Source organism: Streptomyces sp. Z423-1 (assembly GCF_013009255.1).
In the GTDB taxonomy this organism is placed as follows: domain Bacteria; phylum Actinomycetota; class Actinomycetes; order Streptomycetales; family Streptomycetaceae; genus Streptomyces; species Streptomyces gossypiisoli.
Map to the genome: position 1 here is coordinate 3,023,888 of NZ_CP053109.1, position 25,814 is coordinate 3,049,701.

The following is a 25,814-nucleotide window of genomic DNA, read 5'->3' on the forward strand; positions in this document are numbered from 1 at the left end:
ATGCCCCTCAGCAGTACGGCTGCTGATCGGTCACCGAGGACGCCACCCGCATGAAGATCCCGAAGAGCCGGAAGAGCTGAGGAACGGGCCCGGTCACCTGGACCGTGCGCGAGTCCCGCAGCGTGACTCCCGGGATCGCTTCCAGCTGGGCGGCGACCGTGGCCGACTGCCAGCGCACCGCCAGTGTCGCCGGGGACTCGTCGGGGGACGGCCGGGGCTGGAAGGCAGCACGGCGCACGCCCTCGGCGGCCGCCTCCTCGATCGCCGTGCGTGCCTCGGTCGCGGGCCGCAGCCGGGCGCTGAAGCGGTCTCGGGCGTACTTCACGGGCACCGTCACGACGTCGGCGTCCCAGGCCATCATCTCCGCGCAGGCCACATCGTCGCCGGACAGCATCACCACCGGAACGCCCAGCGCGGTGGCGGTGGCATGCGCGAACCCGATCTCGCCCATGGGCCGGTCGTCCAGCCACATGTCCTCGATCTCGTGGCCCATGTAGCTGTGGCTGAGCACGCCGAGGGCGCCCGCGCGCGCGTGGTAGCCGACGCACAGCACCGCGTCGAACTCCGGGTCCAGGTCTTCGAGCATGCCCATCCGCTTGGGCTTGCCCCTGACCAGTTCCGCCTCGGGGTGCAACTGGTCCACGAGCATGTTGCGCATGGTGCTGTGCGCGTCGTTGACCAGAACCCTGGTGGCGCCCACCGCGAGCGCCCCGCGGACGGCCGAGTTCACGTCCTCGGTCATCATGGCCCGGCCGTGCTGGTAGTCCTGGCCGCCGGCCTGCACGTCCTGGGCGGCGACCAGTCCGGTGACGCCCTCCATGTCAGCACTGATGTACACCTGCACGCCCGCGTCCCCCTTCCGGCCCTCGCGACCGAGAGCCCGATGATCACCACGCCCCAGGGCAGGCCGCTCCTGTACGCAGTCAGATCGCGCTGCGCGTCGGCAACGGCTTGCCGTACCACATCTCGATCAGCCGTGCGGCGATGGAGATGCCGTACGGCGGCATCACCTCGCCGGAATCGAAGGCGGCGCGCAGTTCATCACGGGAGAACCAGCGGGCCTCGTGGATCTCGTCGCCGTCGACGTCGATCTCGGTGGAGGTGGCGCGGGCCATGAAGCCGAGCATGAGGCTGGAGGGGAACGGCCAGGGCTGGCTGGCGATGTACTCGACCTGGCCGACGGTGATGCCGGCCTCCTCGCGGACCTCGCGGCGTACCGACTGCTCGATGGACTCGCCGGGCTCGACGAAGCCGGCCAGCGTGGAGAAGCGTCCCTCGGGCCAGTGGACCTGGCGGCCGAGCAGGATGCGGTCGTCCTCGTCGGTGACGGCCATGATCACGGCGGGGTCGGTGCGCGGGTAGTGCTCGGCGCCGCAGGCGGGGCAGCGGCGGATGTGCCCGGCGGCCGCGATGACCGTGCGTTCGCCGCAGCGGGAGCAGAAGCGGTGGGTGCGCTGCCAGTTCTCCAGGCCGACCGCGTGCACCATCAGGCCCGCGTCGCGCGGCGACAGCAGCAGGCCCGCCTCGCGCAGGCCCGCCGGGCGCGCGGACTGGTCCATGCGGCCGGGCAGCGCGTCCTTCTGCAGTGCGAAGTAGCTGACGCCGGCGTCGTCGATGCCGAGGAAGTAGCGGTGCGCCTCGGTGAGCGGGGCTTCGAAGGACGGGCTCATGACGAGTTCGGTACGTCCGTCGGGCGTCTCGTCGATGAGGACCTGGCCGCCGGAGACCACGAAGCAGCGGGTCGTGGGGTGGCTCCATGCCGCCGCGAGCCAGGCCTCGTCGAGCCGGTGGTGTGCGGCACGGTCGATGCCGCTGGGGGCGGTGAGCGAGATGGGTCGGTCGGCGGTGTGGTCGGTCCAGGTGGTCACGGGTGCTTCCAACTCCCCCGGTGGAACGGTTGATTCGGCGGCGGTTCAGCGGGACGTACGGCAGGCGGCGACCGGGTCCGGCGGGGCTCCGTGGTGCGGGCGGCCCTTCCAGTGTGCCCGGCGCGGGGCACACCCTCGGCCGGGACGGTCAGGGTGCATGGCGCCAGTGCTCGGCGAGGTCGCCCCAGAGGTACGCGGTGGTCTCGGCGCCCTTGAGGAGCAGATCGAGCTCGACCTTCTCGTTCGGGGCGTGCCAGCCGTCGGAGGGGACGGAGATGCCCAGGAAGAGGACGGGTGCGCCGAGGACTTCTTGGAGGTCGGCGGCCGGTCCCGAGCCACCCACGCGCGTGAAGCGGACGGGTTTCTCGAAGGCGCGGCCCATGGCCCGTACGACGGACTGGAGGGCGGGGTGGTCCAGCGGGGTCAGGCACGGGCGCGTGGCGGCGGCGAAGGTGATCTCCTGGCGGATCCCGGCGGGCACCTGCTCGGCAGCCCAGGCGCTGACGGCCTTCTCGATGTGGTCCGGGTCCTGGCCGGCAACCAGCCGGAAGGAGAGTTTGACCATCGCCGAGGACGGGATGATCGTCTTGCTGCCGGGGCCCTGGTAGCCGCCGCCGATGCCGTTGACCTCGGCGGTCGGGCGGGCCCAGATGCGCTCCAGGGTGGTGCGCCCGGCCTCGCCGTGAGTGGCGTACGACTTCGCCGTGCGCAGCCACTGCCGCTCGTCGAAGGGCAGCTCCGCGAAGAGCTCGCGCTCGCGGTCGGTGAGTTCGACGATGCCGTCGTAGAAGCCGGGAATGGCCACGCGCGCGTGCTCGTCGTGCAGGGCGGCCACCAGGCGGGCGGCGGCCGTGGCCGGGTTGGGAACAGCGCCGCCGAAGGCACCGGAGTGAATGTCCTGGTCGGGGCCGTACAGCCGGATCTCGCACTCGGCGAGGCCGCGCATGCCGGTGCACACGGTGGGGGTGTCCTCGTCCCACATGCTGGTGTCGGAGACGATCACGGCGTCGGTGGCGAGCCTGCGTGCCTGCTCCTCTACGAGGGCACGGAAGTGCGGCGAGCCGGACTCCTCCTCGCCCTCGATCAGCAGCTTCAGGGTGACGGCAGGGGCGGTGCGGCCGGTCGCCGCGAGGTGGGCGCGGACGCCGAGGGTGTGGAAGAACACCTGGCCCTTGTCGTCGGCCGCCCCGCGCGCGTAGAGGCGGTTTCCCCGGATGACGGGGTCGAAGGGGTCGCTGTCCCAGCCGTCCTCGCGTGCGGCGGGCTGCACGTCGTGGTGGCCGTAGACCAGGACCGTGGGTGCCTGCGGGTCGTCCGAGGGCCACTCGGCGTAGACCGCGGGGGCGCCCGGTGTCTGCCAGACCTCGGCGGTCGGGAAACCCGTCTCCTTGAGCCTGCTCGCGAGCCAGTCGGCGCTGCGCCGCACGTCGGGGGCATGCTGGGGCTGCGCGGACACCGACGGGATGCGCAGCCACTCGGCGAGGTCGTCGAGGAAGGCGGCGCGGTACTGGTCGATGTACGTGCGGACGGCGCTGTCCGGGGTCGGGCTCATGCTCACGAGCCTATCGGCCCGCACTGACACCCTGTTCGTGCGGTTCGTCACCGTACGGCTCGTCCAGCAGCAGCCGCTCCAGCGCGGCCCGGTCGGGGAGGTCGTCCGGCCGTACGACCTCCCCGGTCCGCACGTATACGAACGCGGCCGTGACCGACTCCAGGGGCACGCCCTGCTGCTCGGCCCAGGCGAGCCGGTACACGGCGAGCTGGAGGGCGTCGGCGGTGTGGCTCCGGCCGGTCTTCCAGTCGACGATCTCGTACGTCGTCCCGTCGCCGTCCCCGTCGCGGTAGACGGCGTCGATACGGCCCCTTACCACGCGGCCCGCGATGGCCAGCTGGAAGGGCGCCTCCACGCGGTAGGGCGTGCGGTGGGCGTACTCGGTTCGTTCGAACGCCTCTTTAAGGGCCTGAAGGTCACGTTCGTCGGCGATCTCGGCCTCGGTGCCCGGCAGCTCCTCCGGCTCCAGCATGGGCAGCGTCAGCTCCTCGAAACGGGCCTCCACCCAGGCGTGGAAGCGCGTGCCCCGACGGGCCGCGGGCTGCGGCGGGCGCGGCATGGGGCGGGCCAGCTCCTGGGCGAAGCCGTCCGGGTCGGCGGCCAGGCGCAGCAGCTGGGACGCGGTCAGCGACGTCGGCAGCACGACCTCCGTGACGGACTCCCGCGCGCGGAGCAGCTCGCCGGTCAGCGCGTCGAGGTCGCGGTCCCAGGAGGCGATGGTGCGCGCCTCCTCGGGGGTGAGGGGGCCCGGCTCGGGCAGCGGGGAGTGCGGGCGGGTGCCCTGCGTTGCGTCGAGGTCCCGGGGCGTCGCTTGGTGCGGGACGGTTGGGCGGGCACCCCGCGGGGAGTGGGGCGTGTCCGCGGTCCCGTGGGGGTCTGTGTCCGCCGGCCGGTGTGTGTCCCAGGAGTCCCAGTCGGCCGGGTCCTCTTCCTTGTATGCGTCCTCCTCGTGCGCGTCCTCCTCGTAGGGGATCTCGTCGTCCGGGGGTGCGGGCCAGTCCGGGTCGTCGTACGTGTCGGGGTCGTGTACGGCGCCAGGGTGGCCGGTGTCGTGGGTGGCGAGGGCGTCGAGGTGGGCCAGGACCGTCTCGGCCGCCGCCCGGCGCCGGGCCAGGGCGTCGGTGTCCAGGGGCAGCGGCCACAGCTGGTCGGCGGTCGCCTGGTGGAGGGCCGGGTTCTCCTCGTCCTCGGTGGGTTCCTCCGCCCACGCCTCGATCTCGCCGTGGCCGGCGGCGCAGTGTTCGTAGAGGGCCAGGAGGAAGTCGGAGGGGCCGCGGGGCTTCTTCTGGGTGGGGCCCCACCAGTGGCCGGAGCCGAGGAGGAGGGAGCGGGGGCGGGTGAAGGTGACGTAGCCGAGGCGGAGTTCCTCGGTGTGCTGGTGGTCCTTCATGGCCTCGTGGAAGGCCTTCATGCCGCGCGCGTCCCACGTCTGGATGTCGGGCAGTGTGTCGGCGTCGCCGCGCAGCTCGTGCGGGAGGACCTTGGCCTGGGCGGTCCACTTCTCGCGGCCCTGGCTGCTGGGGAACGTCCCGGTGACGAGCCCGGGGACGGCGACGACGTCCCATTCCAGGCCCTTGGACTTGTGCGCGGTGAGCACCTTGACGGTGTTCTCGCCGCCCGGCAGCGCGTTGTCGAGGCCCTTCTCGTACTGGGCGGCGGTGCGCAGGAAGCCCAGGAAGGCGAGCAGCCCGGCCTCGCTCTCATTGGCGGCGAAGGAGGCGGCGATGTCCAGGAAGTTGGACAGGGTTTCACGGCGGCGGGCGGCCAGGGCGTGCGGGGACGCCGACAGTTCGACCTCCAGGCCGGTGACGGCGAGGACGCGGTGCAGGACGTCCATGAGCGGGTCGGACAGGGAGCGGCGCAGGTCGCGGAGTTCTGCGGCGAGGCGAGCGAACCGCACGCGCGCGTCCGGCGAGAACGGCAGCCCGTCGTCGTCCCCGCCGCCCTCCAGCGGGGTCTCCAGGAACGTGTCCAGGGCGTCGGCGAGCGAGATCACCTCGGCCGGGTCGACCCCCTCGACCGCCTCGGCGAGCCTGCGGTCGGGGTCGTCGTCCCCCTCCGCGCGCGCGTGGGACACGAGCAGCCGGGCGCGTCGGCCGAGCAGGGCGAGGTCACGTGGGCCGATGCGCCAGCGCGGGCCGGTCAGCAGGCGGACCAGGGAGGCGTTGGCGCCCGGGTCCTGAAGCACTTCGCAGACGGCGACCAGGTCGGCCACCTCGGGCAGGTGCAGCAGCCCGGAGAGGCCGACGACCTCGACGGGGATGTCGCGGGCGACGAGGGCGCCCTGGATTTCGGCGAAGTCGGTCGCCGTACGGCACAGGACGGCGATCTCGCCGGGCTCCTTGCCGGTGCGGACAAGATGGGCGAGGGAGTCGGCGATCCAGTCGATCTCCTCGGCGTGGGTGCGCAGCAGGGCGCAGCGGACCATGCCGTCACGTTCGGCGCCGGGGGCCGGGCGGAGGGCCTCCACGCCCGCGTGCAGGGCGCGCAGCGGCTCGGCGAGGCCGTTGGCGAGGTCGAGGAGGCGGCCGCCGCTGCGGCGGTTCTGGCTCAGGGCCTGACGCTCGGCCTTGGTGCCGTCGGGATGGGCGAAGTGCTCGGGGAAGTCGTCGAGGTTGGCGACGGAGGCGCCGCGCCAGCCGTAGATGGCCTGGCAGGGGTCGCCGACGGCGGTCACCGGGTGGCCGGTGCCGCCGCCGAACAGGCCTGCCAGGAGGACGCGTTGGGCGACGGACGTGTCCTGGTATTCGTCGAGGAGGACCACCCGGAACTCGTCGCGCAGGATGCGGCCCACGTCGGGGAGCCCTGCGAGCTGTGCGGCGAGGGCGATCTGGTCGCCGAAGTCGAGCAGGTCACGCTCGCGCTTGGCGGCCCGGTAACGCAGGACCAGTTCGGCGAGTTCCCGGCGGGCGGCGGCGGTGTCGGGGACCTTGCGCAGGTCGGCGTTGGTGAGTTTGGCGCCCTCCAGCGTGCGCAGCAGCTCGGCGTCCCACACGCGCAGGCTTTCGGGCCGTACGAGGTGTTCGGCGAGCTCGGCGTCGAGGGCGAGGAGGTCGCTGACCAGGTCCGGGAAGGAGCGGGTCAACGCGGGGTAGGGGCCCGGGGCTTCGCGCAGGACGCGCGCGGCGAGCTGGTAGCGGGTGGCGTCGGCGAGCAGGCGGGAGGTCGGTTCGAGGCCGATGCGCAGGCCGTGGTCGGTCAGCAGGCGGCCCGCGAAGGCGTGGTACGTGGAGATCACCGGCTCGCCGGGCGGATTGTCCGGGTCGATGACGTCCGGGTCGGTGACGCCCGCCTTGACGAGCGCCTTGCGAACCCGTTCGGCGAGTTCACCGGCGGCCTTGTTGGTGAAGGTGAGGCCGAGTACCTGTTCGGGTGCGACCTGACCGGTGCCGACCAGCCACACCACGCGTGCCGCCATCACCGTCGTCTTGCCGGACCCGGCTCCGGCCACGATCACCTGCGGGGCGGGCGGCGCGGTGATGCAGGCCGTCTGCTCCGGGGTGAACGGAATCCCGAGGAGCTCCTTGAGCTGCTCGGGATCGGTGATACGTGCGGACACCTTTCAGAGGCTAGCGGCGGGCACTGACAACGGATGCCCGATCGGCCGCCGGGGCAAGAGAAGCACAGGTCAGCCCGTGTGGTGCCGTACGTCACTCGATCACATGGCGACCCTCGGGGCGTGCGCTGCACGACGCCCGGAATGCGCAGTGTGTGCAGTGCTGGCCGGTCGTCGGCGTGAAGCGTTCGTCGAGCACCTTGCCCGCCGCCGTGGCCAGCAGCTCGCCGGCCCACTCCCCCTCCAGGGGTTCCTGGGCCTGCACCTTGGGCAGGGTCTCGCCGCCGTCCCGTTGGGCGGCGCCCTGGCGGAGCTGCACCAGTTCGGCGCCGCCCGGCTCGGGACGCACGCCGTCGAACGCCTCGTCCACCGCGCCCTCGCGCACGGCCAGCTGATAGACGGCCAGCTGGGGATGGCGGGCCACCTCCTTGGAGGTAGGAGCCTGCTTGCCGGTCTTGAAGTCGACGACGTACGCGCGTCCTTCGCCGTCGGCCTCGACGCGGTCCATGGAGCCGCGGATGCGCACCTCGTAGTCGCCCGCTTCGAGGGTGATGTCGAAATCGTGCTCGCTCGCCACCGGCGTACGCCCCGTGCGGTCCATGACATGCCACTTGAGGAAGCGTTCGAGCGCCACGCGCGCGTGCTCCTTCTCCTGCGCCGACTTCCACGGGGCGTCGAAGGCGAGCGCGTCCCACACCGAGTCGAGGCGCTCCATGAGGACGTCGAGGTCGGCGGGGCTGCGGCCGGAGGCGACCTCGTCGGCGAGGACGTGCACCACGTTGCCGAAGCCCTGGGCGGCGGTGGCGGGCGCGTCGGCCTTCACCTCACGGCCGAGGAACCACTGCAGGGCGCAGGTGTTGGCGAGCTGGTCCAGGGCACTGCCCGAGAGCACGACGGGCTGATCGCGGTTGCGCAGCGGCACCTTGGACTCGGTCGGCTCGAACATGCCCCACCAGCGGTACGGATGCGCGGACGGGGCCAGCGGGCGGCCGTCCGCGTCGGCGAGCGCGGCGAGCCGGGCCAGCCGGCGGGCGGCGGCCTGCCTGAGTGCGTCCGACGCGCGCGGGTCGACGGTCGTGGCGCGCAGTTCGGCGACGAGCGCGGCGACGGACAGCGGGCGGCGCGGCCGGCCGGTGACGTCCCTGGGTTCGACGCCGAGTTCGGTCAGGAAGCGGGAGGGCTGGTCGCCGTCGTCGGCGGGGGCCTTCACCGCGGTGACGACGAGGCGTTCACGCGCGCGGGTGGTGGCGACGTAGAACAGGCGGCGTTCCTCGGCGAGGAGTGCGCCCGGGGTGAGCGGTTCGGCGAGCCCGTCGCGGCCGATGCGGTCGGCCTCCAGGAGGGAGCCGCGGCGGCGCAGGTCCGGCCAGAGGCCCTCCTGGACGCCCGCGACGACGACCAGGCGCCACTGGAGCCCCTTGGAGCGGTGCGCGGTCATCAGGCGTACGGCGTCGGGGCGTACGGCACGACCCGCGAGGGTGTCGGCGGCGATGTCCTCGGCCTGCAACTCCTCAAGGAAATTGAGCGCGCCGCGCCCGCCGGTGCGCTCCTCCGCGCGGGCCGCGGTCGCGAACAGCGCGCAGACGGCGTCCAGGTCGCGGTCCGCGTTGCGTCCGGCGGCGCCGCCTCGGCGGGCGGCCCGCTCCAGACGCGCGGGCCACGGCGTGCCCTCCCACAGGTCCCACAGCGCCTCCTCGGCCGTACCACCGCCCGCGAGCCGCTCACGCGCCTTCTGCAACAACGCGCCGAGGCGCTGGGCACCGCGCGCGTAGGCCGGGTCGTGGGCCACCAGACGCTCGGGTTCGGCGAGCGCCCGGGCGAGCAGCTCGTCCGACGGCGGCGGCACGGCGTTGCCGCCCGCCCGCTCCTCCTCCCGCAGGGCCCGCCCGAGCCGGCGCAGGTCGGCGGCGTCCATGCCGGCGAGGGGTGAGGCGAGGAGGGTGAGGGCGGTCTCGGTGTCGAGCCAGCACGGGCCCTGCTCGGACCCCACGGAAGCGTTTCCCTTTTCGGCCGGTACGCCCGTATCGGAGGCTTCAGCCGGTACGACTGCGGACTCGTCCCCGGTCGATCCCCCATCGGCCTGGGTGCGTCCCTCCGCCTCCGCCTCGGCCACCGCCCGCAGGGCCGTGAGCAGCGGTGCCACCGCCGCCTCGTGGCGCAGCGGCACATCGTCGCCGTCTATGTCGAGGGGTACGCCGGCGGCCGTGAGGGCGCGGCGGACGGTGGGGATGGTGCGGGATCCGGCGCGTACCAGGACCGCCATCTCACCCCACGGGACACCGTCCTCCAGATGGGCCCGGCGCAGGATGTCGGCGATGTTGTCCAGCTCGGTGCCGGGCGTCGGGTACGTGTAGACCTCGACGCGGCCACCGTCCCTTATGGGGGCCAGCTCGCGATGGGCGCGGACCTTGTCGGCCGGGAGCCGGGTGAGCGGCATGCGCTGGGTCAGCAACCGGGTCGCGGTCAGCAGGGCGGCGGCGGAGCGGCGGGAGGTCCGCAGGACCTCGACGGGGGCCGGGCGGCCGTCCGCGCGCGGGAAGGCGCGTGGGAAGTCGAGGATGCCGTTCACGTCCGCGCCGCGGAAGGCGTAGATCGACTGGTCGGGGTCGCCGAAGGCGACGAGGGTGCGGCCGTCGCCGGCCAGGGCGTGCAGCAGCCGTACCTGGGCGGGGTCGGTGTCCTGGTACTCGTCCACGAACACGGCGTCGTACCGCGCGGCGAGCTGCGCCGCGACCTCGGGGCGGCGGGCGAGGAGCACCGCGCGGTGGACCAGTTCGGCGTAGTCGAGCACGCCCTGCAGGTCGAGGACGTCGAGGTACTCGGCGAGGAACGCGGCAGCGGCCCGCCAGTCGGGGCGGCCGATACGGCGGGCGAAGGCGTCCAGGGCATCGGGGCCGAGGCCCAGCTCACGGCTGCGGGCGAGCACCGCGCGGACCTCGTCGGCGAAGCCGCGGGTGGTCAGGCAGGCGCGCAGCTCGTCCGGCCAGCGCACGTGCGCGAGACCGAGCCGCTCCAGGTCGGGCTGGCCCGCGAGCAGCTCGCGGACGGCGACGTCCTGCTCGGGGCCGGACAGCAGCCGCAGCGGTTCGGCGAACAGGTCACTGTCCTGGTGGGCGCGGACCAGGGCGTAGCAGTACGAGTGGAAGGTGGTCGCCTGGGGCGCGCGCGCCGCCCCCATGCGCAGCGCCATACGGTCGCGCAGTTCGACGGCCGCCTTGCGGCTGAACGTCAGCACCAGGATCCGCTCGGGATCCCCTCCGCGCGCGATGCGGGCCGCGACGGACTCCACCAGAGTGGTGGTCTTGCCGGTCCCCGGGCCGGCGAGAACGAGCAGCGGACCGGCCTCGTGGTCAACCACCGCGCGCTGTGCCGCGTCCAGACGAGGGGGATCCGAACGGGCCGGTGGGGTACGCACCAGTCGGTAAGCGCCACGGTTCCCCTGTCGCACCGGGTGGTGCGACAGGCGCCTGGTGGAGGAAGAGGAGCTCACGTGGTTCGCCGGTCCTGGAGGGTGTGCTGGTGGGGCGACCGCCCTGCGTGGAAGGCGGTGGTCGCGGGGTGAGGGGGACACGTGCAGCCGACGCTACGCCGACGGGCTGGACGGAAGCAGGGCTTCCGCTTCTTCCCATCGGGCGCACAGGACCCGCATGTCCCTCGCACCACGAAAGTACGTCATGCCACGGATGTGCCCTGTTTCCCCCGTACGGATCAAGCGTCACCCGCGGACGCGTCTCATGGCGGAAGCTGTCAGGTGTGAGCCTCCGGGTGTTCGCCGCCGTCCCACCGCGCGCGTCTGATGTCGACGCGCGGCAGGTGGCCCTCGGCCGTCCGAGCCGCCTCCTTCAGGGGCGTGCCCTCCGCGCGGTAGTGGCCGAGCGCCTCCAGCTCGTGCCCCGGGAGCAGGACACCGTCCGCGCGTACGACGCGCCACCAGGCAACGGCACCTCCGTAGAGGGCCATCACGCGGCCGACCTGGCGAGGGCCGCCCTCCGCCAGCCACTCGGCGACGTCGCCGTACGTCATGACCCGCCCGGCCGGGATCAGTTCGGCGACCTCCAGGACCCGCTCGGCGTACTCCGGCAGGTCCTGCGTGTACTCCGGACGGGCGTCTCCAGGAAGGCTGTCCTCACTCATTCGCCCCATCCTGCCGCACGCCTCCGACAATGCGACGCGCTCGCCACCGTGCGTAACCCTCGCCCCGGGCCGGCGGTTCGGGCAGACTGTGCGCCCCCGCATTTGCACCCTCATGCCCCCGTGTGTCGGTGGAGCATGCCACCATCGTGCGGGCGGTGACTGGTGATACGAGACCAAGAAGAGACGATGAAGCAGCAGGGTGTGCACCCCGATGACGCGGAGAGCACCCCTGATGCCTCGTCGCGCCCGCACACCGCCGACGCGGGCGGGGCACGGGTGAAGGGGGCCGAGGAGCCGGCCGGGCGGGGCGCTGCCGAGGACACCGACCGCGCGGCCGACCGGGGCACCGGCAATGACTCCGGTGGCACGACCGGACGCGGCACGGGCGACGACTCCGGCAGCACGACCGGACGCGACACCGGCAGTGACTCCGGCGAGTCCCACATCGACGAGGTCGAGTCCCACATCGACGAGGTCGCGGGCGACGAGCCGCTCCTCCCCGCGCGCGTGCACCGCCCTTCCGACCTGATGCGGCTCCTGGTGGGCGTGCTCGCCATCGCCGTACTGCTCGCCATCGCCGCGTTCGCGCACGGCACCACCTCGGGGCTCGAACAGGACATCAACAAGGGCACCGGACAGGCGCCCGACCTGCTCATCAAGATCGCGGGGCTGGCGTCCAGCATCGCGATCCTGCTGGTGCCGGTCGCGTTCGCGATCGAGCGGCTGATCAAGCGGGACGGGCTGCGCATCGCCGACGGCGTGCTCGCCGCCGTCCTCGCCCACGGGCTGACGCTCGCCACCGACCTGTGGGTCGCCCAGGCCGCCCCCGACTCGATCCAGGGGGCGCTCACCCAGCCCTCCCCCGGCGACATCAACGCCCTGACCGACCCGGTGCACGGCTACCTGGCCCCGGTCATCGCGTACATGACGGCCGTCGGCATGTCCCGCAGACCCCGCTGGCGCACGGTGCTGTGGATCGTGGTGCTTCTCGACGCCTTCTCGATGCTCGTCACCGGCTACACGACCCCGTTCTCGATCATCCTGACGGTGCTGATCGGCTGGACCGTGGCCTACGGCACGCTGTACGCGGTCGGCTCGCCCAACGTCCGCCCGACGGGCCGGACACTCATGGCGGGCCTGCGGACGGTCGGTTTCCACCCGGTGAGCGCGGCCCGCCAGGACACCCTGGACGCCGCGGACGTCGGCGACCGCGGCCGACGCTACTTCGTCACCCTGGAGGACGGCCCCCCGCTGGACGTCACGGTCGTCGACCGTGAGCAGCAGGCGCAGGGCTTCTTCTACCGGGTGTGGCGCAACCTGACCCTGCGCGGCTTCGCCACCCGGCGCAGCCTCCAGTCGCTGCGGCAGGCCCTCGAACAGGAGGCGCTGCTGGCGTACGCGGCGATCGCGGCGGGCGCGAACGCGCCCAAGCTGATCGCCACCTCCGAACTCGGCCCCGACGCCGTGATGCTCGTCTACGAGCACTCCGGCGGCCATACCCTCGACTCGCTGCCCGACGAGGAGATCACCGACGAGCTGTTGCGCAACACCTGGTACCAGGTGCGGGCGCTTCAGTCGCGGCGCATCGCGCACCGCAGGCTCGCGGGGGACGCGATCCTGGTGGATCGTTCCGGCACGGTGGTCCTCACCGACCTGCGCGGCGGCGAGATCGCGGCCGGTGAACTGCTGCTGCGCATGGACGTCGCGCAACTGATGACGACGCTGGCCCTGCGGGTCGGCGCCGAGCGCGCGGTGGCCTCCGCCGTCGAGGTGCTCGGCCCCGACGCGGTGGCCGACTGTCTGCCGATGCTCCAGCCCATCGCGCTGACGCGCTCCACGCGCGCGACGCTGCGGCGGCTGGCGAGGGAGCGGGCGGAGCGCGAGCGCGAGGCGGTGCTGGAGGCCTCCCGGCAGGCCAGGCACGCCCGTCCGGAGGCGGCCGGGGGCGACGCCGCGGTCGTCCTCGAAAAGCCCGACAAAAAGGCCGTACGCGCGCAGAACAGGGCCGAGAAACGGGCCATCGACGAGGCTCTGGAGGAGGCACGCGAGGAAGATCTGCTCACGCAGATCCGGCACGAGGTGCTGCGGATCCGGCCACAGGCGCCGGTCGAGCCGGCCCGTCTGGAGCGGGTGCGGCCGCGCACGTTGATCAGTCTCATCGCCGGCGCGATCGGCGCGTACTTCCTGCTCACCCAGCTCACGCACATCGAGTTCGGGCCGCTGGTGGCCAACGCCGAGTGGGGCTGGGTCATCGCCGCCGTGCTGTTCTCGGCGCTGAGCTATGTGGCCGCCGCGATGGCGCTGCTGGGCTTTGTGCCCGAGCGGGTGCCGTTCCCGCGGACCGTGGCGGCGCAGGTCGCCGGGTCGTTCGTGAAGATCGTGGCGCCGGCCGCGGTGGGCGGTGTCGCGCTCAACACCCGCTTCCTGCAGCGCTCGGGCGTGCGGCCCGGGCTCGCGGTGGCCAGCGTCGGCGCGTCGCAGCTGTTCGGGCTCGGCGCCCACATCCTGATGCTGCTGGCGTTCGGCTACCTGACCGGTATCGAGAAGACCCCGTCCCTGTCGCCGTCCCGGACGGTCATCGCGGGTCTGCTGACGGTGGCGGTACTGGTACTCGTGGTGACCTCGGTGCCGTTCCTGCGGAAATTCGTCTCCACGCGCGTGCGGTCGCTGTTCGCGGGTGTCGTGCCGCGCATGCTCGACGTGCTCCAGCGGCCGCAGAAGCTGATCACCGGCATCGGCGGGATGCTGCTGCTCACCGCCTGCTTCGTGATGTGCCTGGACGCCTCGATCCGCGCCTTCGGCAACGAGACGACCTCGATCAGCCTCGCCAGCGTGGCCGTGGTCTTCCTCGCCGGCAACGCGCTCGGCTCGGCCGCCCCGACGCCGGGCGGTGTGGGCGCCGTCGAGGCGACCCTGACCGTCGGTCTGATCGCCGTCGGCCTGCCCAGCGAGGTCGCCGCCCCGGCCGTACTGCTGTACCGGCTGCTGACACTGTGGCTGCCGGTGCTGCCGGGCTGGCTGGCGTTCAACCATCTGACGCGGAAGGGTGCGCTGTAGCGGAAGGGTGCGCTGTAGGGGACCGGGGCGGGCGACGGGTGAGCCGCACGCGCGCGTACCCCTTCTCCCCCAAGCCACACCACGCGCGCGTACCTCGTACGGCCCGCGCCCCGAGCGCCCCGGCGGCTGCGGGCGCAGGATGGATGCATGGCGAATCCTTCCCGTCTGCGCGCCGCCGCCCTGACTGTCACCGCCGTGCTGCTGTCCGCTGTGCTGGCGGGGTGCGGGGAGGACGCCAAGGACGAGGACCTGACGGCCCAGAAGCTGAGCTGGAAGGACTGCCCGGCGCCGTCCCAGGCGCAGGGCGGTGGTAGCGCGCCGTCGCCCCTGCCGGGCGGCACCGAGTGGCAGTGCGCGAGCATGAAAGCGCCCCTCGACTGGGACGACCCCAAGGGCGACACCATCGACATCGCGCTGATCCGGGCGAAGGCGAGCGGCGAGGCGAGCAGGCGCATCGGCTCGCTGATCTTCAACTTCGGCGGGCCCGGCGGCTCGGGCGTCACCACACTGCCCGCGTTCGGCGCGGATTACGACACCCTGCGCACCCGCTACGACCTGGTGAGCTTCGACCCGCGCGGCGTCGGCCGCAGCGCCCCGGTGTGGTGCGAGAACGACCAACAACTCGACGCGTTCTTCCAGCAGGACGCCACACCCGACGACGCCCGCGAGCGCACCGAGTACGTCGACAACGTCGAGGACTTCAACGCCGCCTGCGAGGAGAACTCCGCGAGGATGCTGCCGCATGTGCGCACCACCGACGCGGCCCGTGACATGGACCTTATGCGCCAGGTGCTCGGCGACGACAAGCTGTACTACTTCGGCATCTCCTACGGCACCGAACTGGGCGGCGTCTACGCGCACCTGTTCCCGAAGAACGTGGGCCGGGCGGTCTTCGACGCCGTCGTCGACCCCACACAGAGCCCCGAACAGGGCTCGCTCGGGCAGGCCAAGGGCTTCCAGCTCGCGCTCGACAACTACGCGCAGCACTGTGTGTCGCAGGTGGAGGACTGCCCCGTCGGGGACAGCGCGCAGGACGTCAAGAACCGCATCGCCAAGCTGCTCAGGGACCTGGACCGCAAGCCGATCCCCGGCATCTTCCCCCGCGAGCTGACCCAGACCGCCGCCACCACCGGCATCGCCCAGGCGCTGTACTCGCAGGATTTCTGGGAGTACCTCACCGAGGGCCTTGAACAGGCGTACGACGGCGACGGCCAGATCCTGATGCTGCTGTCCGATTCGTTGAACGGCCGCAGCCAGAACGGCGAGTACAGCAACCTCACCGCGGCCAACGTCTCCATCAACTGCGCCGACGACAAGCCGCGGTACACCACCGAGTACGTGCAACAGAAGCTGCCAGAGTTCCGGGCCGCCTCGCCGCTGTTCGGCGAGTTCCTGGCCTGGAGCCTGATCAGCTGTACCGACTGGGCGGTGCCCGGTGCCGCCGTCCATCCGGATGTGAGCGCGCCCGGTTCGGCGCCGATCCTCGTGGTGGGCAACACCGGCGACCCGGCCACGCCGTACGTGGGTGCGCGCAGGATGGTCCAGGCGCTGGGCAAGGGGGTCGGCGTGGAGCTGACGTACAAGGGGCAGGGGCATGGCGCGTACGACAGCAAGAACAAGTGCGTGCAGTCAGCGGTGAACGGCTATCTGCTGGACGGGCGGATCCCGGCGGCCGGGACGGTCTGCTCCTGACGTGCAGCCCGACCCCGCAGCAAACGTGCAGGTCAGAAGGTTATCCACAGGCTCCGACGGGTTCGGCTTGATCGGCCTACCATGGCGGGACAGCAGTTCGCGATCGAGCGCGGACGACCTGACAGGGGGGATCGTGGCCATGGCACGCTTCGTACGGTGGACGGCGCTGACCGTCGCCGCCGGACTACTGGCGGCGGGTTGCGGCGGCTCGTCCGACGACTCGTCCGACAACGGCAAGGGGACGTCCGCCCCGCCCGCGGCCGAATCCTCCGGCGGGGCAGCGTCGGGTCTGCCCGCCTCTCTCACCGGCCAGAAACTCGACTGGGGCGCATGCAAGGCCACCGACGACGCCCCTGCGCCGCCGGGTGACGAGTGGCAGTGCGCGACGCTGAAGGTGCCGCTGGACTGGGCGAAGCCGGAGGGCAGGACGATCGACCTGGCCCTGATTCGCTCCGAGGCCGACGGCGACGACCGCATCGGCTCACTGCTGTTCAACTTCGGCGGACCCGGCGGCTCCGGTGTGTCGACAATGCCGGCGTACGCCTCCACCGTCTCGGTGCTCCATGAGCGGTACGACCTCGTGAGCTGGGATCCGCGCGGGGTGGGCGCCAGCGAGGGCATCCGCTGCCGCAGTGACAAGGAGATCCAGGCGGCCGAGGCGGTGGACATCAGCCCGGACACATCGGCCGAGGAGATGGCGTACTTCCGGGACTCCGCCGCCTTCGGCAAGGGCTGCGAGGAGTCCGCCGGGAAGCTGCTGGCGCATGTGTCGACCACCGACACCGCCCGCGACATGGACCTGATGCGGCACGTCCTCGGCGACTCGAAGATGCACTACTTCGGCATCTCCTACGGCACCGAACTCGGCGGCGTCTACGCCCATCTGTTCCCGAAGAACGTGGGGCGGCTGGTCCTGGACGCGGTCGTCGACCCGAGCGCCGACGCGGTGGGCCACGCCAAGAACCAGACGCTGGGCTTCCAGCGCGCGCTCAACGACTACCTGAAGTCCACCGGCCAGAACCCGGAGCAGGGCTCCCGGAAGATCGCAGACCTGCTGCAGCGGATCGACGCGGAGCCACTGCCGACCTCGACCGAGCGGAAGCTGACGCAGACCCTCGCCTTCACCGGCATCATCCTGCCGCTGTACAGCAAGTCGAGCTGGCCCACTCTCACCAGCGCCCTGGAAGCCGCCGAACAGGGCGACGGCTCCGCGCTGCTGGCACTCGCCGACCGCTACAACGAGCGCGACGCCTCGGGCCGCTACACCACGACGACCCACTCGCAACGGGTCATATCGTGCTTGGACGACAAGCAGCGGCCCACGCCCGAGGAGGCGAAGAAGCTGCTGCCGGAGTTCGAGGAGATCTCGCCGGTGTTCGGGCCCTTCCTCGGCTGGGACACGGCGGGCTGGTGCCACGAGTGGCCGGTGGCCGGGCAGTTCGACACCCCGGAGGTGAGCGCCCCGGGCGCGGCGCCGATCCTCGTGGTGGGCAACACGGGCGACCCGGCGACACCGTACGAGGGCGCCCGCAGGATGGCGGACGAGCTGGGCAGGGGCGTCGGCGTGATGCTCACCTGGAAGGGCGACGGGCACGGTGCCTATGGGAGCGGGAGCGACTGCGTCGACTCCACGATCAACGCCTATGTGCTGAACGGCACGGTGCCGAAGGACGGCAAGGTCTGTTCATGACGCCGGCGGGGGCTCCGCGCACCCGTGGCACGCGGAGCCCCCGCCGGACGGGAAGCCGGGCCGGATCAGTAGACCGGCTTGTGCGGCTCGATCTGGTTGACCCAGCCGATGACGCCACCGCCGACGTGGACGGCGTCGGAGAAGCCCGCGGACTTCAGGACCGCCAGGACTTCCGCACTGCGGACACCCGTCTTGCAATGCAAGACGATCTTCTTGTCCTGCGGGAGGCTCTCCAGGGCGGTGCCCATGAGGAACTCGTTCTTCGGGATCAGCCTGGCGCCCGGGATCGAGACGATCTCGTACTCGTTGATCTCGCGGACGTCGATGATGTCGATGTTCTCGCCGTCGTCGATCCACTCCTTGAGCTGCTTGGGAGTGATCGTCGAGTCGGCGGCCGCCGCCTGGGCCTCCTCGGAGACGACGCCGCAGAAGGCCTCGTAGTCGATGAGTTCGGTGACGGTGGGGTTCTCGCCGCAGACCGCGCAGTTGGGGTCCTTACGGACCTTGACTTGGCGGTACTGCATCTCCAGGGCGTCGTAGATCATCAGGCGGCCGACCAGCGGCTCGCCCGTGCCGGTGAGGACCTTGATGGCCTCGGTGACCTGGATGGAGCCAATGGACGCGCACAGCACGCCGAGCACGCCGCCCTCGGCGCAGGAGGGGACCATGCCGGGGGGCGGGGGCTCCGGGTACAGGCAGCGGTAGCAGGGGCCGTGCTCGGACCAGAACACGGAAGCCTGGCCGTCGAAGCGGTAGATCGAGCCCCAGACGTACGGCTTGTTCAGCAGCACGCAGGCGTCGTTGACCAGGTAGCGGGTCGCGAAGTTGTCCGTGCCGTCGACGATCAGGTCGTACTGGCTGAAGATGTCCATCACGTTGTCGGCCTCGAGCCGCTCTTCGTGCAGGACCACGTTCACGTACGGGTTGATGCCGAGCACGCTGTCGCGGGCCGACTCGGCCTTGGAGCGGCCGATGTCCGCCTGGCTGTGAATGATCTGGCGCTGCAGGTTGGACTCGTCGACCTCGTCGAACTCCACGATGCCGAGCGTGCCGACGCCCGCCGCGGCCAGGTACATCAGGGCCGGCGAGCCCAGGCCACCGGCGCCGACACAGAGCACCTTGGCGTTCTTCAGCCGCTTCTGCCCGTCCATCCCTACGTCGGGGATGATCAGGTGGCGGGAGTACCTGCGGACCTCGTCTACGGTGAGCTCGGGGGCCGGCTCGACCAGGGGTGGCAGCGACACGGGGACTCCGTTGGTCGGTCAATCACTACAGTTGTTCTCCCCGTAACACTGCCACGGCCTTTTTCATTCCGAGACACCTGTCCCGACACGCGAGACGATTTCGTCCCAGTAGCCGGGCATGGTCTCCCACGGGTCCGTGCGGCCGCAGCGGTCCGTGCGGTCGGTGAAGTAGATGGTCGCGGCGCCTTGCCAGCGGGCGATGCGCAGCGCCTCGTCCAGATGGCCGCGGGGCACTCCGTGCACGAAGTGACAGAAACGCTCGGGCCCGTGGTCGGCGGTCCACTCGGCCGCCTGCGACCAGCGGTAGTCGCTCCAGGGGCCGCGGAAGGTGACCAACTGGTCGGCGCACTCGGCATAGCCGGGATACGGGTGGGTGCCGTGGCCGAGGACGATGTGGGCATCGTCACACAGGGCACGCAGGGTGGTCGCGGTGCGGTGGATCTCGGGGAGCGTGGCGCGGTCGGCCGGGCAGCGGTCCAGGAGGAAGCCGTCGACCTGGTACCAGTCGAGATACCGGCGGGCGTCCACGATCGTCTCACCGAAGCCGCGGGCTCCGTACCGGATGTCGAGGTGGCCGAGGACGCGGACGCCGGCGTTGCGGAGTCGGCCGGCCGCCTCAAGGCAGTGCGGATCGGGCAGGACGCCGGGGCCGTCGGCGATGTTCAGGACGACCCAGTGCAGGGCGGCGCCGCGGCGGGTGAGTTCGGCCCACTCGGTGGGGGCGAGGAGGGGGTGGGCATGGCCGGGGACACCTAAGCCGGTGCGGACGTCGGTGTCAGCGGTTCTCGTCTTCGTCCTGATCAGATACGGCATGCCGCCTCCATCCAGATGTCGGCGAGGGACTCCTCGAGGTTGATGCGGGGACGCCAGCCGAGGCGGTCGCGGGCGGTGCGGACGTCGGCCTGCTGCCAGCTGCCGCAGCCGTCCGGATAGGGGTAGCCGGCGGTACTGGTGTGCATGGAGTGTGCGGCTTGCGGTAGGTGCGGGGGATGCCCGCCCTGGGATCCGTGGGTGGCGCTGTGGGCTCCGTGAGGTGCGTGGTCCGGGTCGGTGCGGTGGCCCAGGGGGTCGGTTGTGCGGGGGTGGGCCAGGGGTTCGGGGCGGGGGTGGCCGAGGGCGGGCGTAGGGCGCCCGGGGGGCCGTCGAGTTCGTGGAGGGCGCCGCCGTAGCCCGCCACGCGGGCGAGGATCGCTGCGGCGTCGCGGAGGCGGACGGCGCGGCCGGAGCCGATGTTGATGACGCCCTGGGCGGCGGAGAGCGAGGCGGCGTGCACGGCGCGGGCCACGTCGCGTACGTCGACGAAGTCGCGTTGGGCGCCGAGGCCGCCGAGTTTGAGTTCGCCGTCGCCGGTCTGCATGGCGCGGCGCATGGCCTCGGCGAGGCGGCCGAGGGGGGAGCCGGCGGGGGTGCCCGGGCCGGCCGGGGAGAAGACGCGGAGGACGACCGCGTCCAGGCCGGAGCCGAGGACGAGTTCGGTGGCGGCGAGTTTGCTGACGCCGTACGGGCCGCCGGGGCGGGGGACGGCGTCCTCGGCCGTGGAGGAGCCGGGCTGGCTGGGGCCGTACTCGGCGGCGCAGCCGATCTGGACGAGGCGGGCGCCGCAGCCGCTGCGGCGGAGGGCCTCGCAGACGGTGGCCACGGCGACCGTGTTGTGGCGGGTGAGTTCGCGGGCGCCGCCTCGGGTGGTGCCGGCGCAGTTGATGACGACGCCGGGGTGGACGGCATCGAGGAAGCGGGTGAGGGCGCCGGGGCTGCCGGAGGCGAGGTCGAAGCGGACGTCGGCGTCGTCGCCGCGGCCGAGGGCGGTGAGTTGGACCGCGGGGTCGGCAAGGAGGCGGTCGGCGACGAAGCGGCCCAAGTAGCCGTTGGCTCCGATCAGTAGGACTCTCATCGGGCGGCTCCCGGGGCCGGGCTGGCGGGTCGGGAGGTTGTCATGTGGAGGTCTCCTTCAGAAGGGGTGGTGCGGTGGCCTGCGGCGCCTTGGGGGACGCGGGCGCAGACACGTGTTTTGCGGGGCTTGCGGGGCTTGCGGGGCTTGCGGGCCCAGTGGTGCCAGTGGTGCCGGTGGTGCCAGTGCGTTTCGTCGGTTCGTGCCCGTGGCGTGAGGCGCCAACCGCTGCGGGCGGACACCCCCCGACACGGCCCCTTCCGTGCGTGCGCGGCCATCCGTACGGGGGTGGCTCGGCTCACCATCGCGTTGCCGTTCTGGCGTGCGCCGAGGCGCGGGGAAGTTTGCGGGTGGCGTGGATCAGGAGGGCGAGGGCCGCTGTTCCGCAGGTCAGGGTGGGGATCGCGCCGGGGCCCCAGGTGTCGATCAGGGTTTCGACGGGGGTGGCCAGGAAGGCGCAGTGCGGGAGGCGGGCTGCGAAGAGGGTGGCCAGGGCTGTGGCCTGGGCCGTGGCCGTTGCCGTGAGGATCACGGCGGGGGCGTGAGTGAAGCCGTGGAGGGCGAGGAGGCGGGCCAGGAAGAGGAGGGCCGCGAGCGTGAGGGTTTGGGCGTACGGGGTGGGTTCATCGACAGAGAAGACGGCGGTGAGGGGCAGGAGGGCTGCCACGGCTGCCACGGCTGCCAGGAACAGGCCAACAGTGCCCAGTAGGAAGGGGCGTACTGATGCGGCGAATTCCTCCAGGGCTCGGCTTGTCGCGAGTTTCTGGCGGGCCCTTGTGGCGAAGTGGTGCGCCAGCCACGCCGCGGGGGCGCAGGAGATGGTGAGGGTGAGGAGGGGAGCCGTGGTGATGGGCCAGGGGGCGTCCGGCGCTGTGGTCGGGAGGGCCTCGGGGCCTCCGGACGCCGCTGCCTTGAGGAGGCCGTCGCCCAGGGCGGCATAGGCGAGGAGCCAGCAGGTCCAGATGAGGGTGCCGGGGGTGCCGGAACGCTGTGCGCTCAGCGGGCCCCGGATCAGGGCCGCGCGCAGGGAGAGGGTGACGGCCAGGGTGCCTGCAGTGGCTGCGAGGAGGCGGGTCTGGCCGTGGGTGAGGTGGAGGGCGGCCATGGTTGCGGCACAGGTGGTGCCGGGGAGGAGGGTGCGGAGGAGCCAGGTGGTGTGGGGGCGGGAGGTGGTGGGGGGTGTGGGGGTGTGGGGGTGTCGTTGTCGTGGGGGATCCGGGCGAACATCTCCTCCGCCAGGGAGAAGACGTCCTTGTGGCGGTAGCGGGCGGCGGTGCGGTCGGTGATGCCGTGGGCCTCCAGGCCTGCGGCGATCTCCAGGGGGTCCACCGCGCGTTCGCACAGGTCGCGGTGGCGGTGCATCAGGGCTTTCACCGGGTCCGCGGGTCCGCGACGCTGGGTGCGCTGGGGAGCGGGGTCGGCCGGTGGCTCCGTCGTGAGGCACTGCTCCGAGCGGGCGTCCCATGCGCCGAGGCTGCTCGGAGCGCCGGAGAGGTCGCGTTGGTGTACGTCGGTCATCGGACTGCCTCCGCCGCGGGGACGCGCGTGGCGTGTACGGGTGGGACTGCCGCCCAGCCGGGGCCGCCGCGGGCCACCATGCGGCTCGCGGCGGCGGTCCAGCGGCCGGGGACGTGGGCCTCGGCGGGGACGGCGAAGGGGAGGGGTTCGCCGGTGTCGTCGAGCGCGGCGCGGCGGGCGGGGCAGTGCGAGACGATCTCCAGGTAAATGCCGTGAAATGCCGCGACGTTCTGCTCGACGGTGAACAGTTCGAGGGCGCGGGCGCGCGCGGCGGCGCCCAGGCGCTCACGGCGCTCGGGGTCGCGCAGCAGCGCCACGCACGCCTCGGCGAGCGCCCGGGGATTGCGCGGGGGCACCACGAGTCCCGTACCGCCGATGACCTCCACCACCGCGCCGACGTCGGTCGAAACCGTCGCCCGGCCGCAGAACATGGCCTCGACCAGGCTGATCGGGAAGCCCTCGACGACGCTGGACAGGACGATCAAGGCGCCGGACGCATAGGCGTCGGCGAGGGTCGGGGTCTCCGGGCCGCCGATCTCCTCGAAGGAGACAGGGTTGTCGCCGACCGCGTGCGGGCCGTCGGCCTCGTCGGGGAAGAGCTGGGCGGCGAGTGCCTGGCAGTGGGTGAGGTACGCGGTGCCCTCGGGGCCGGTGGGGGCGCCGACGATGCGCAGGCGGGTGCCCGGTTCCTCCTTGTGGATCTCCGCGAAGGCGTGGAGGAGCGAGATCAGGTCCTTGGCCGGTTCGACACGGCCGACCCAGACCAGGGTGTCGGGGGCCGCACGCTCCGGGGACTCCCCCACCTCGGCGAACGGGCCCGCGTCCATGCCGGGATACACCGTCCGCAGCTTCGTACGGTCGGCGCCGCAGCGCTCCTGCCAACGGCGGGCGTGTGCGTTGCCGGGCGTGATGCACGCGGCCTGTCGGTAGATCTCCGCGGCGAGCCTGCCGTGGAAGGCGGCGAGCAGGGACCGTACGGCGGGCGAGGAGTCGCCGGCGGCGAGGTAGTGCGTGCGCAGCCGCACCCCGTACTCGGTGACCAGGAGGGGTACGCCGGTGAAGTGCCGGGCCAGCAGGCCGGGCAGGGCCGCCGCGCCGCCCGACGCCGCGTGGCACAGGTCGGCCGAGCCGAGCCCGTCGTCCTCGTACCAGTCGAGCGAGAGGGGGCGCAGGGCGTGTTCCAGGTGCGCGGCGACAGTGAGGAGATCGGGCACGCGCGCCTCGTGCGCCGTACGGAGGGCGCCCGGCGCACGACAGGCGCGCTCCAGGGCGCGTACGGCGGTCTCGGAGCGCAGCGCGCCCACCAGTCCGCCCTCCTCGCGGGAGAGTTCGGCAAGTCCGTAGAGGGCGTTGGCGAAACGGTCCGCCAGGGTGACAGAAGATTCGTCCGCCACAGTGACCGAAGATCGGGCCTCCCGAGCGGAGGACCCGTCCGATCCCTCGGAGACCCGGTCCCCTTCAGCGGCCACCCCGGCGCACAGTACGGCCGCCAGCTCCCCATAGCACTCGGCGAACCGCCGGCGCGCGCGGCGGCCGTACGCGACCCCGTCGTCCTCCGCCGCCCACAGCGGTGCCGTACGGACCCGGCGGACCTGGGACGGCAGCGGGAGCCAGCCCTCGTCCTCCTGGCACTCGCTGCGGCTGAGCGCGTAGATGTCGAACTCGTGCTGCGCGAGTCCGCGCACGAGCCGGTCGCACCAGGGACTGGCGTCACCGCTCACGTACGGATAGCCACCCTCCGTGAGGAGTCCTATGCGCACGAATACACCCCCGATCTTCCCTAAGGGGAGCCGCCGTTGGGCCGACGGCTCGCAGCGGGAAAGAACGTATGCGGACAAGCCGGTGGCGCGACGGACGGTTGTCCGTCGCGCCACCAAAAGGGGTGAACGGTCGTAACTTTCCCGTGCGGGACGCGTTTCGTCGCGCTAGGAGATCGCGCGCGTACGGATCGTCATACTGCAGACAGCGGGATCAACTCGTCGGATACGGCCAGGGGTTGGCCTTGCAGCGGATGCCGTCGTGCTCCAGGAACTTCGTCTGCTGCTGCATGACGGGCGCCAGTTCGCCGGCCTTGTCGCAGGTGACGTGGGAGTAGCCGAGGCGGTGGCCGATCTCGTGGTTGATCAGCATCTGCCGGTAGGCGTGGATCTTGTCGCCGTAGGTCTCCGAACCCTGCGCCCAGCGATAGGCGTTGATCATCACGCGTTCGGTGGCGGCGGAGTCACAGGACACATTGTCGACGGTCGTGTCCAGGCCCGACTTGGCGCACCACTCGGCGGTGGTGCCGGGGCTGGCGAGCGTGATCACGAAGTCGGGTTTCCCGGAGTGGATCCGTTCGAAGGTACGGCCGCCGTTGTGCGCCCAACTCCGGTCGTCGTTCAGCGTCTTCTGCACGGCCTGCGCGAAGAGCTCACCGTCGAGGCCGAGCCCCTGCTCCACGTCCACACGGTAGGTGTACTTCTGTCCCGTCCCCGGTGCCTTGTCGATCCCGGGGATCGCATCGAACTTCCCCGAGCCGTCGAGCGTCGCGCTCAGCGGATACGTACGGTCCATCTTCTGCTCGTACGTCAGCGGAGTCGGGCTCGGCGTATCGGACGGCGTCGGCCGCCCCTCCCCCCGCGACGCGGAGTCGCGGACGTCCCTGGACTGGTCGGTGGCGGACTGGGATTCCGCGGCGCTGTCCTCGCCCCGGCCAGTGACCTGCCCGGCGACGATCACGGCCAGCACGGTGGTCACGGCGGCGGCCGCTATACCGGCGAAGGCGCGGCCCTTGCCGCCCTTGGGGGACGCGGGTTCGCCGGTCGGGGGTGCCTCGTCGTCCGTGTCGGCTTCCGTGTCCCAGTCGGTGACGGAGGCGTACGGGTCCGAGGGGTGTGCGGTGGAGGCAGGGGCGGGAGTGCGACGTACGAAGACGTCGTCCTGCTCGTCGAAGGCGTTGAGGTAGTCCTGGCGTGGGCCGGGGGGCGCCTGTCGCTGGCGGGGAAACACCGGAGCGCCGGTTTCCGCAGCCGTGCGCCCGCTCGAATCACCCCAACCGCCCCCATCTTCACGCTGCTCGGGATGACCGCCGCGGACCTGAGGGAAACCGTGGGCAGCGGTGCCGTCCGGCAGACGCGGGAAGCCATGCGCGGGCGTACCGTCGGGCAGACGCGGCATCCCGCGCGCGGGAGTGCCGTCGGGAAAGCGCGGCGCCCCGTGTGCCGGGGTGCCGTCCGCAAGATGGGGAAATCCGTGCGCCGGAGTGCCGTCCGGTGGCCACGGGACCCCGTGCGCCGGAGTACCGTCCGGCAGCCGTGGGACTCCATGCGCCGGAGTACCGTCCGTAAAACGGGGAACCCCCTGCCGCGGAGTGCCGTCCGCGAAACGGGGCACCCCCTGCGCCGGCGTACCGTCCGCGAAACGGGGCACCCCCTGCACCGGAGTACCGTCCGCGAACCCAGCCGCCCCGTGCGCCGGAGTGCCGTCGGGCAACCGCGGCACCCCCCGCGCAGGCGTCTCCTCCGCAACCCCCTGTATCCCCGACCCCCGCTGACCTCCCGAAGACCCGGGCGCGCGGCGGCGTGGCCCCTTGTCCGTGGCCTCACCCTTGGGTGCCGGACCACGGCGACTGTGGCG

Annotated in this window: 16 protein-coding genes; 3 read left to right on the forward strand and 13 right to left on the reverse strand. The window is 72.1% G+C overall.

Annotated features, from left to right (window positions below):
- Positions 1 to 7 precede the first annotated feature (7 nt).
- From HJD23_RS13560 to HJD23_RS13585, 6 genes are all read right to left on the reverse strand, one after another.
- Entirely contained in the window at positions 8 to 844 is an 837-nt protein-coding gene (locus HJD23_RS13560; protein ID WP_171115494.1) for a M55 family metallopeptidase, read from the reverse strand.
- 79 nt (positions 845 to 923) lie between these two features.
- Positions 924 to 1,868 carry an NAD(+) diphosphatase gene (gene nudC / locus HJD23_RS13565; RefSeq protein WP_171115492.1) on the reverse strand — a complete coding sequence of 315 codons (945 nt, stop codon included), beginning with the start codon at positions 1,866 to 1,868 and terminating at the stop codon, positions 924 to 926.
- A 148-nt stretch (positions 1,869 to 2,016) separates the two neighbouring features.
- Positions 2,017 to 3,420, reverse strand: a complete 1,404-nt coding sequence (locus tag HJD23_RS13570) for a dipeptidase (protein WP_171115490.1) — start codon at positions 3,418 to 3,420, stop codon at positions 2,017 to 2,019.
- Between the two features lie 10 nt (positions 3,421 to 3,430).
- A complete protein-coding gene (locus HJD23_RS13575; protein WP_171115488.1) occupies positions 3,431 to 6,979 on the reverse strand; it encodes an ATP-dependent DNA helicase in 3,549 nt (1,182 codons plus the stop codon).
- 91 nt (positions 6,980 to 7,070) lie between these two features.
- Positions 7,071 to 10,466, reverse strand: a complete 3,396-nt coding sequence (locus HJD23_RS13580) for an ATP-dependent DNA helicase (protein ID WP_171115486.1) — start codon at positions 10,464 to 10,466, stop codon at positions 7,071 to 7,073.
- Positions 10,467 to 10,723: 257 nt separating this feature from the next.
- Entirely contained in the window at positions 10,724 to 11,110 is a 387-nt protein-coding gene (locus HJD23_RS13585; RefSeq protein ID WP_232108016.1) for an MGMT family protein, read from the reverse strand.
- A 186-nt stretch (positions 11,111 to 11,296) separates the two neighbouring features.
- On the opposite strand from HJD23_RS13585, the gene HJD23_RS13590 reads away from it, so the two are divergent.
- The 3 genes from HJD23_RS13590 to HJD23_RS13600 all read left to right on the forward strand — a co-directional run bounded on the left by HJD23_RS13590 (position 11,297) and on the right by HJD23_RS13600 (position 17,549).
- Positions 11,297 to 14,167: a lysylphosphatidylglycerol synthase transmembrane domain-containing protein gene (locus HJD23_RS13590; protein WP_171115482.1), complete on the forward strand. Its 2,871-nt coding sequence runs from the start codon at positions 11,297 to 11,299 to the stop codon at positions 14,165 to 14,167.
- A 147-nt stretch (positions 14,168 to 14,314) separates the two neighbouring features.
- A complete protein-coding gene (locus HJD23_RS13595; RefSeq protein WP_171115480.1) occupies positions 14,315 to 15,859 on the forward strand; it encodes an alpha/beta hydrolase in 1,545 nt (514 codons plus the stop codon).
- 139 nt (positions 15,860 to 15,998) lie between these two features.
- A complete protein-coding gene (locus HJD23_RS13600) occupies positions 15,999 to 17,549 on the forward strand; it encodes an alpha/beta hydrolase (RefSeq protein WP_171115478.1) in 1,551 nt (516 codons plus the stop codon).
- Between the two features lie 65 nt (positions 17,550 to 17,614).
- On the opposite strand, the gene moeZ is transcribed toward HJD23_RS13600, so the two are convergent.
- The 7 genes from moeZ to HJD23_RS13630 form a co-directional block, all read right to left on the reverse strand.
- Positions 17,615 to 18,793 (reverse strand): adenylyltransferase/sulfurtransferase MoeZ, encoded by a 1,179-nt coding sequence (moeZ, locus tag HJD23_RS13605; RefSeq protein ID WP_171115476.1) that lies wholly within the window; start codon positions 18,791 to 18,793, stop codon positions 17,615 to 17,617.
- A gap of 63 nt (positions 18,794 to 18,856) precedes the next feature.
- Positions 18,857 to 19,606: a spherulation-specific family 4 protein gene (locus HJD23_RS13610; protein ID WP_171115474.1), complete on the reverse strand. Its 750-nt coding sequence runs from the start codon at positions 19,604 to 19,606 to the stop codon at positions 18,857 to 18,859.
- Entirely contained in the window at positions 19,569 to 20,684 is a 1,116-nt protein-coding gene (locus HJD23_RS13615) for an NAD-dependent epimerase/dehydratase family protein (protein WP_346770305.1), read from the reverse strand. The genes HJD23_RS13610 and HJD23_RS13615 overlap by 38 nt, the downstream gene beginning before the upstream one ends.
- 295 nt (positions 20,685 to 20,979) lie before the next feature.
- A complete protein-coding gene (locus tag HJD23_RS13620) occupies positions 20,980 to 21,786 on the reverse strand; it encodes a hypothetical protein (RefSeq protein WP_240980705.1) in 807 nt (268 codons plus the stop codon).
- Positions 21,693 to 22,199: a hypothetical protein gene (locus tag HJD23_RS43760; protein WP_240980706.1), complete on the reverse strand. Its 507-nt coding sequence runs from the start codon at positions 22,197 to 22,199 to the stop codon at positions 21,693 to 21,695. Before HJD23_RS43760 ends, HJD23_RS13620 begins: the two co-directional genes overlap by 94 nt.
- A complete protein-coding gene (locus HJD23_RS13625; RefSeq protein ID WP_171115468.1) occupies positions 22,196 to 23,959 on the reverse strand; it encodes a DUF3492 domain-containing protein in 1,764 nt (587 codons plus the stop codon). Before HJD23_RS13625 ends, HJD23_RS43760 begins: the two co-directional genes overlap by 4 nt.
- Before the next feature lie 211 nt (positions 23,960 to 24,170).
- On the reverse strand, positions 24,171 to 25,490 hold the full coding sequence (locus HJD23_RS13630) for a DUF3152 domain-containing protein (protein ID WP_232108032.1): 1,320 nt from the start codon (positions 25,488 to 25,490) through the stop codon (positions 24,171 to 24,173).
- Between the last annotated feature and the right edge of the window lie 324 nt (positions 25,491 to 25,814).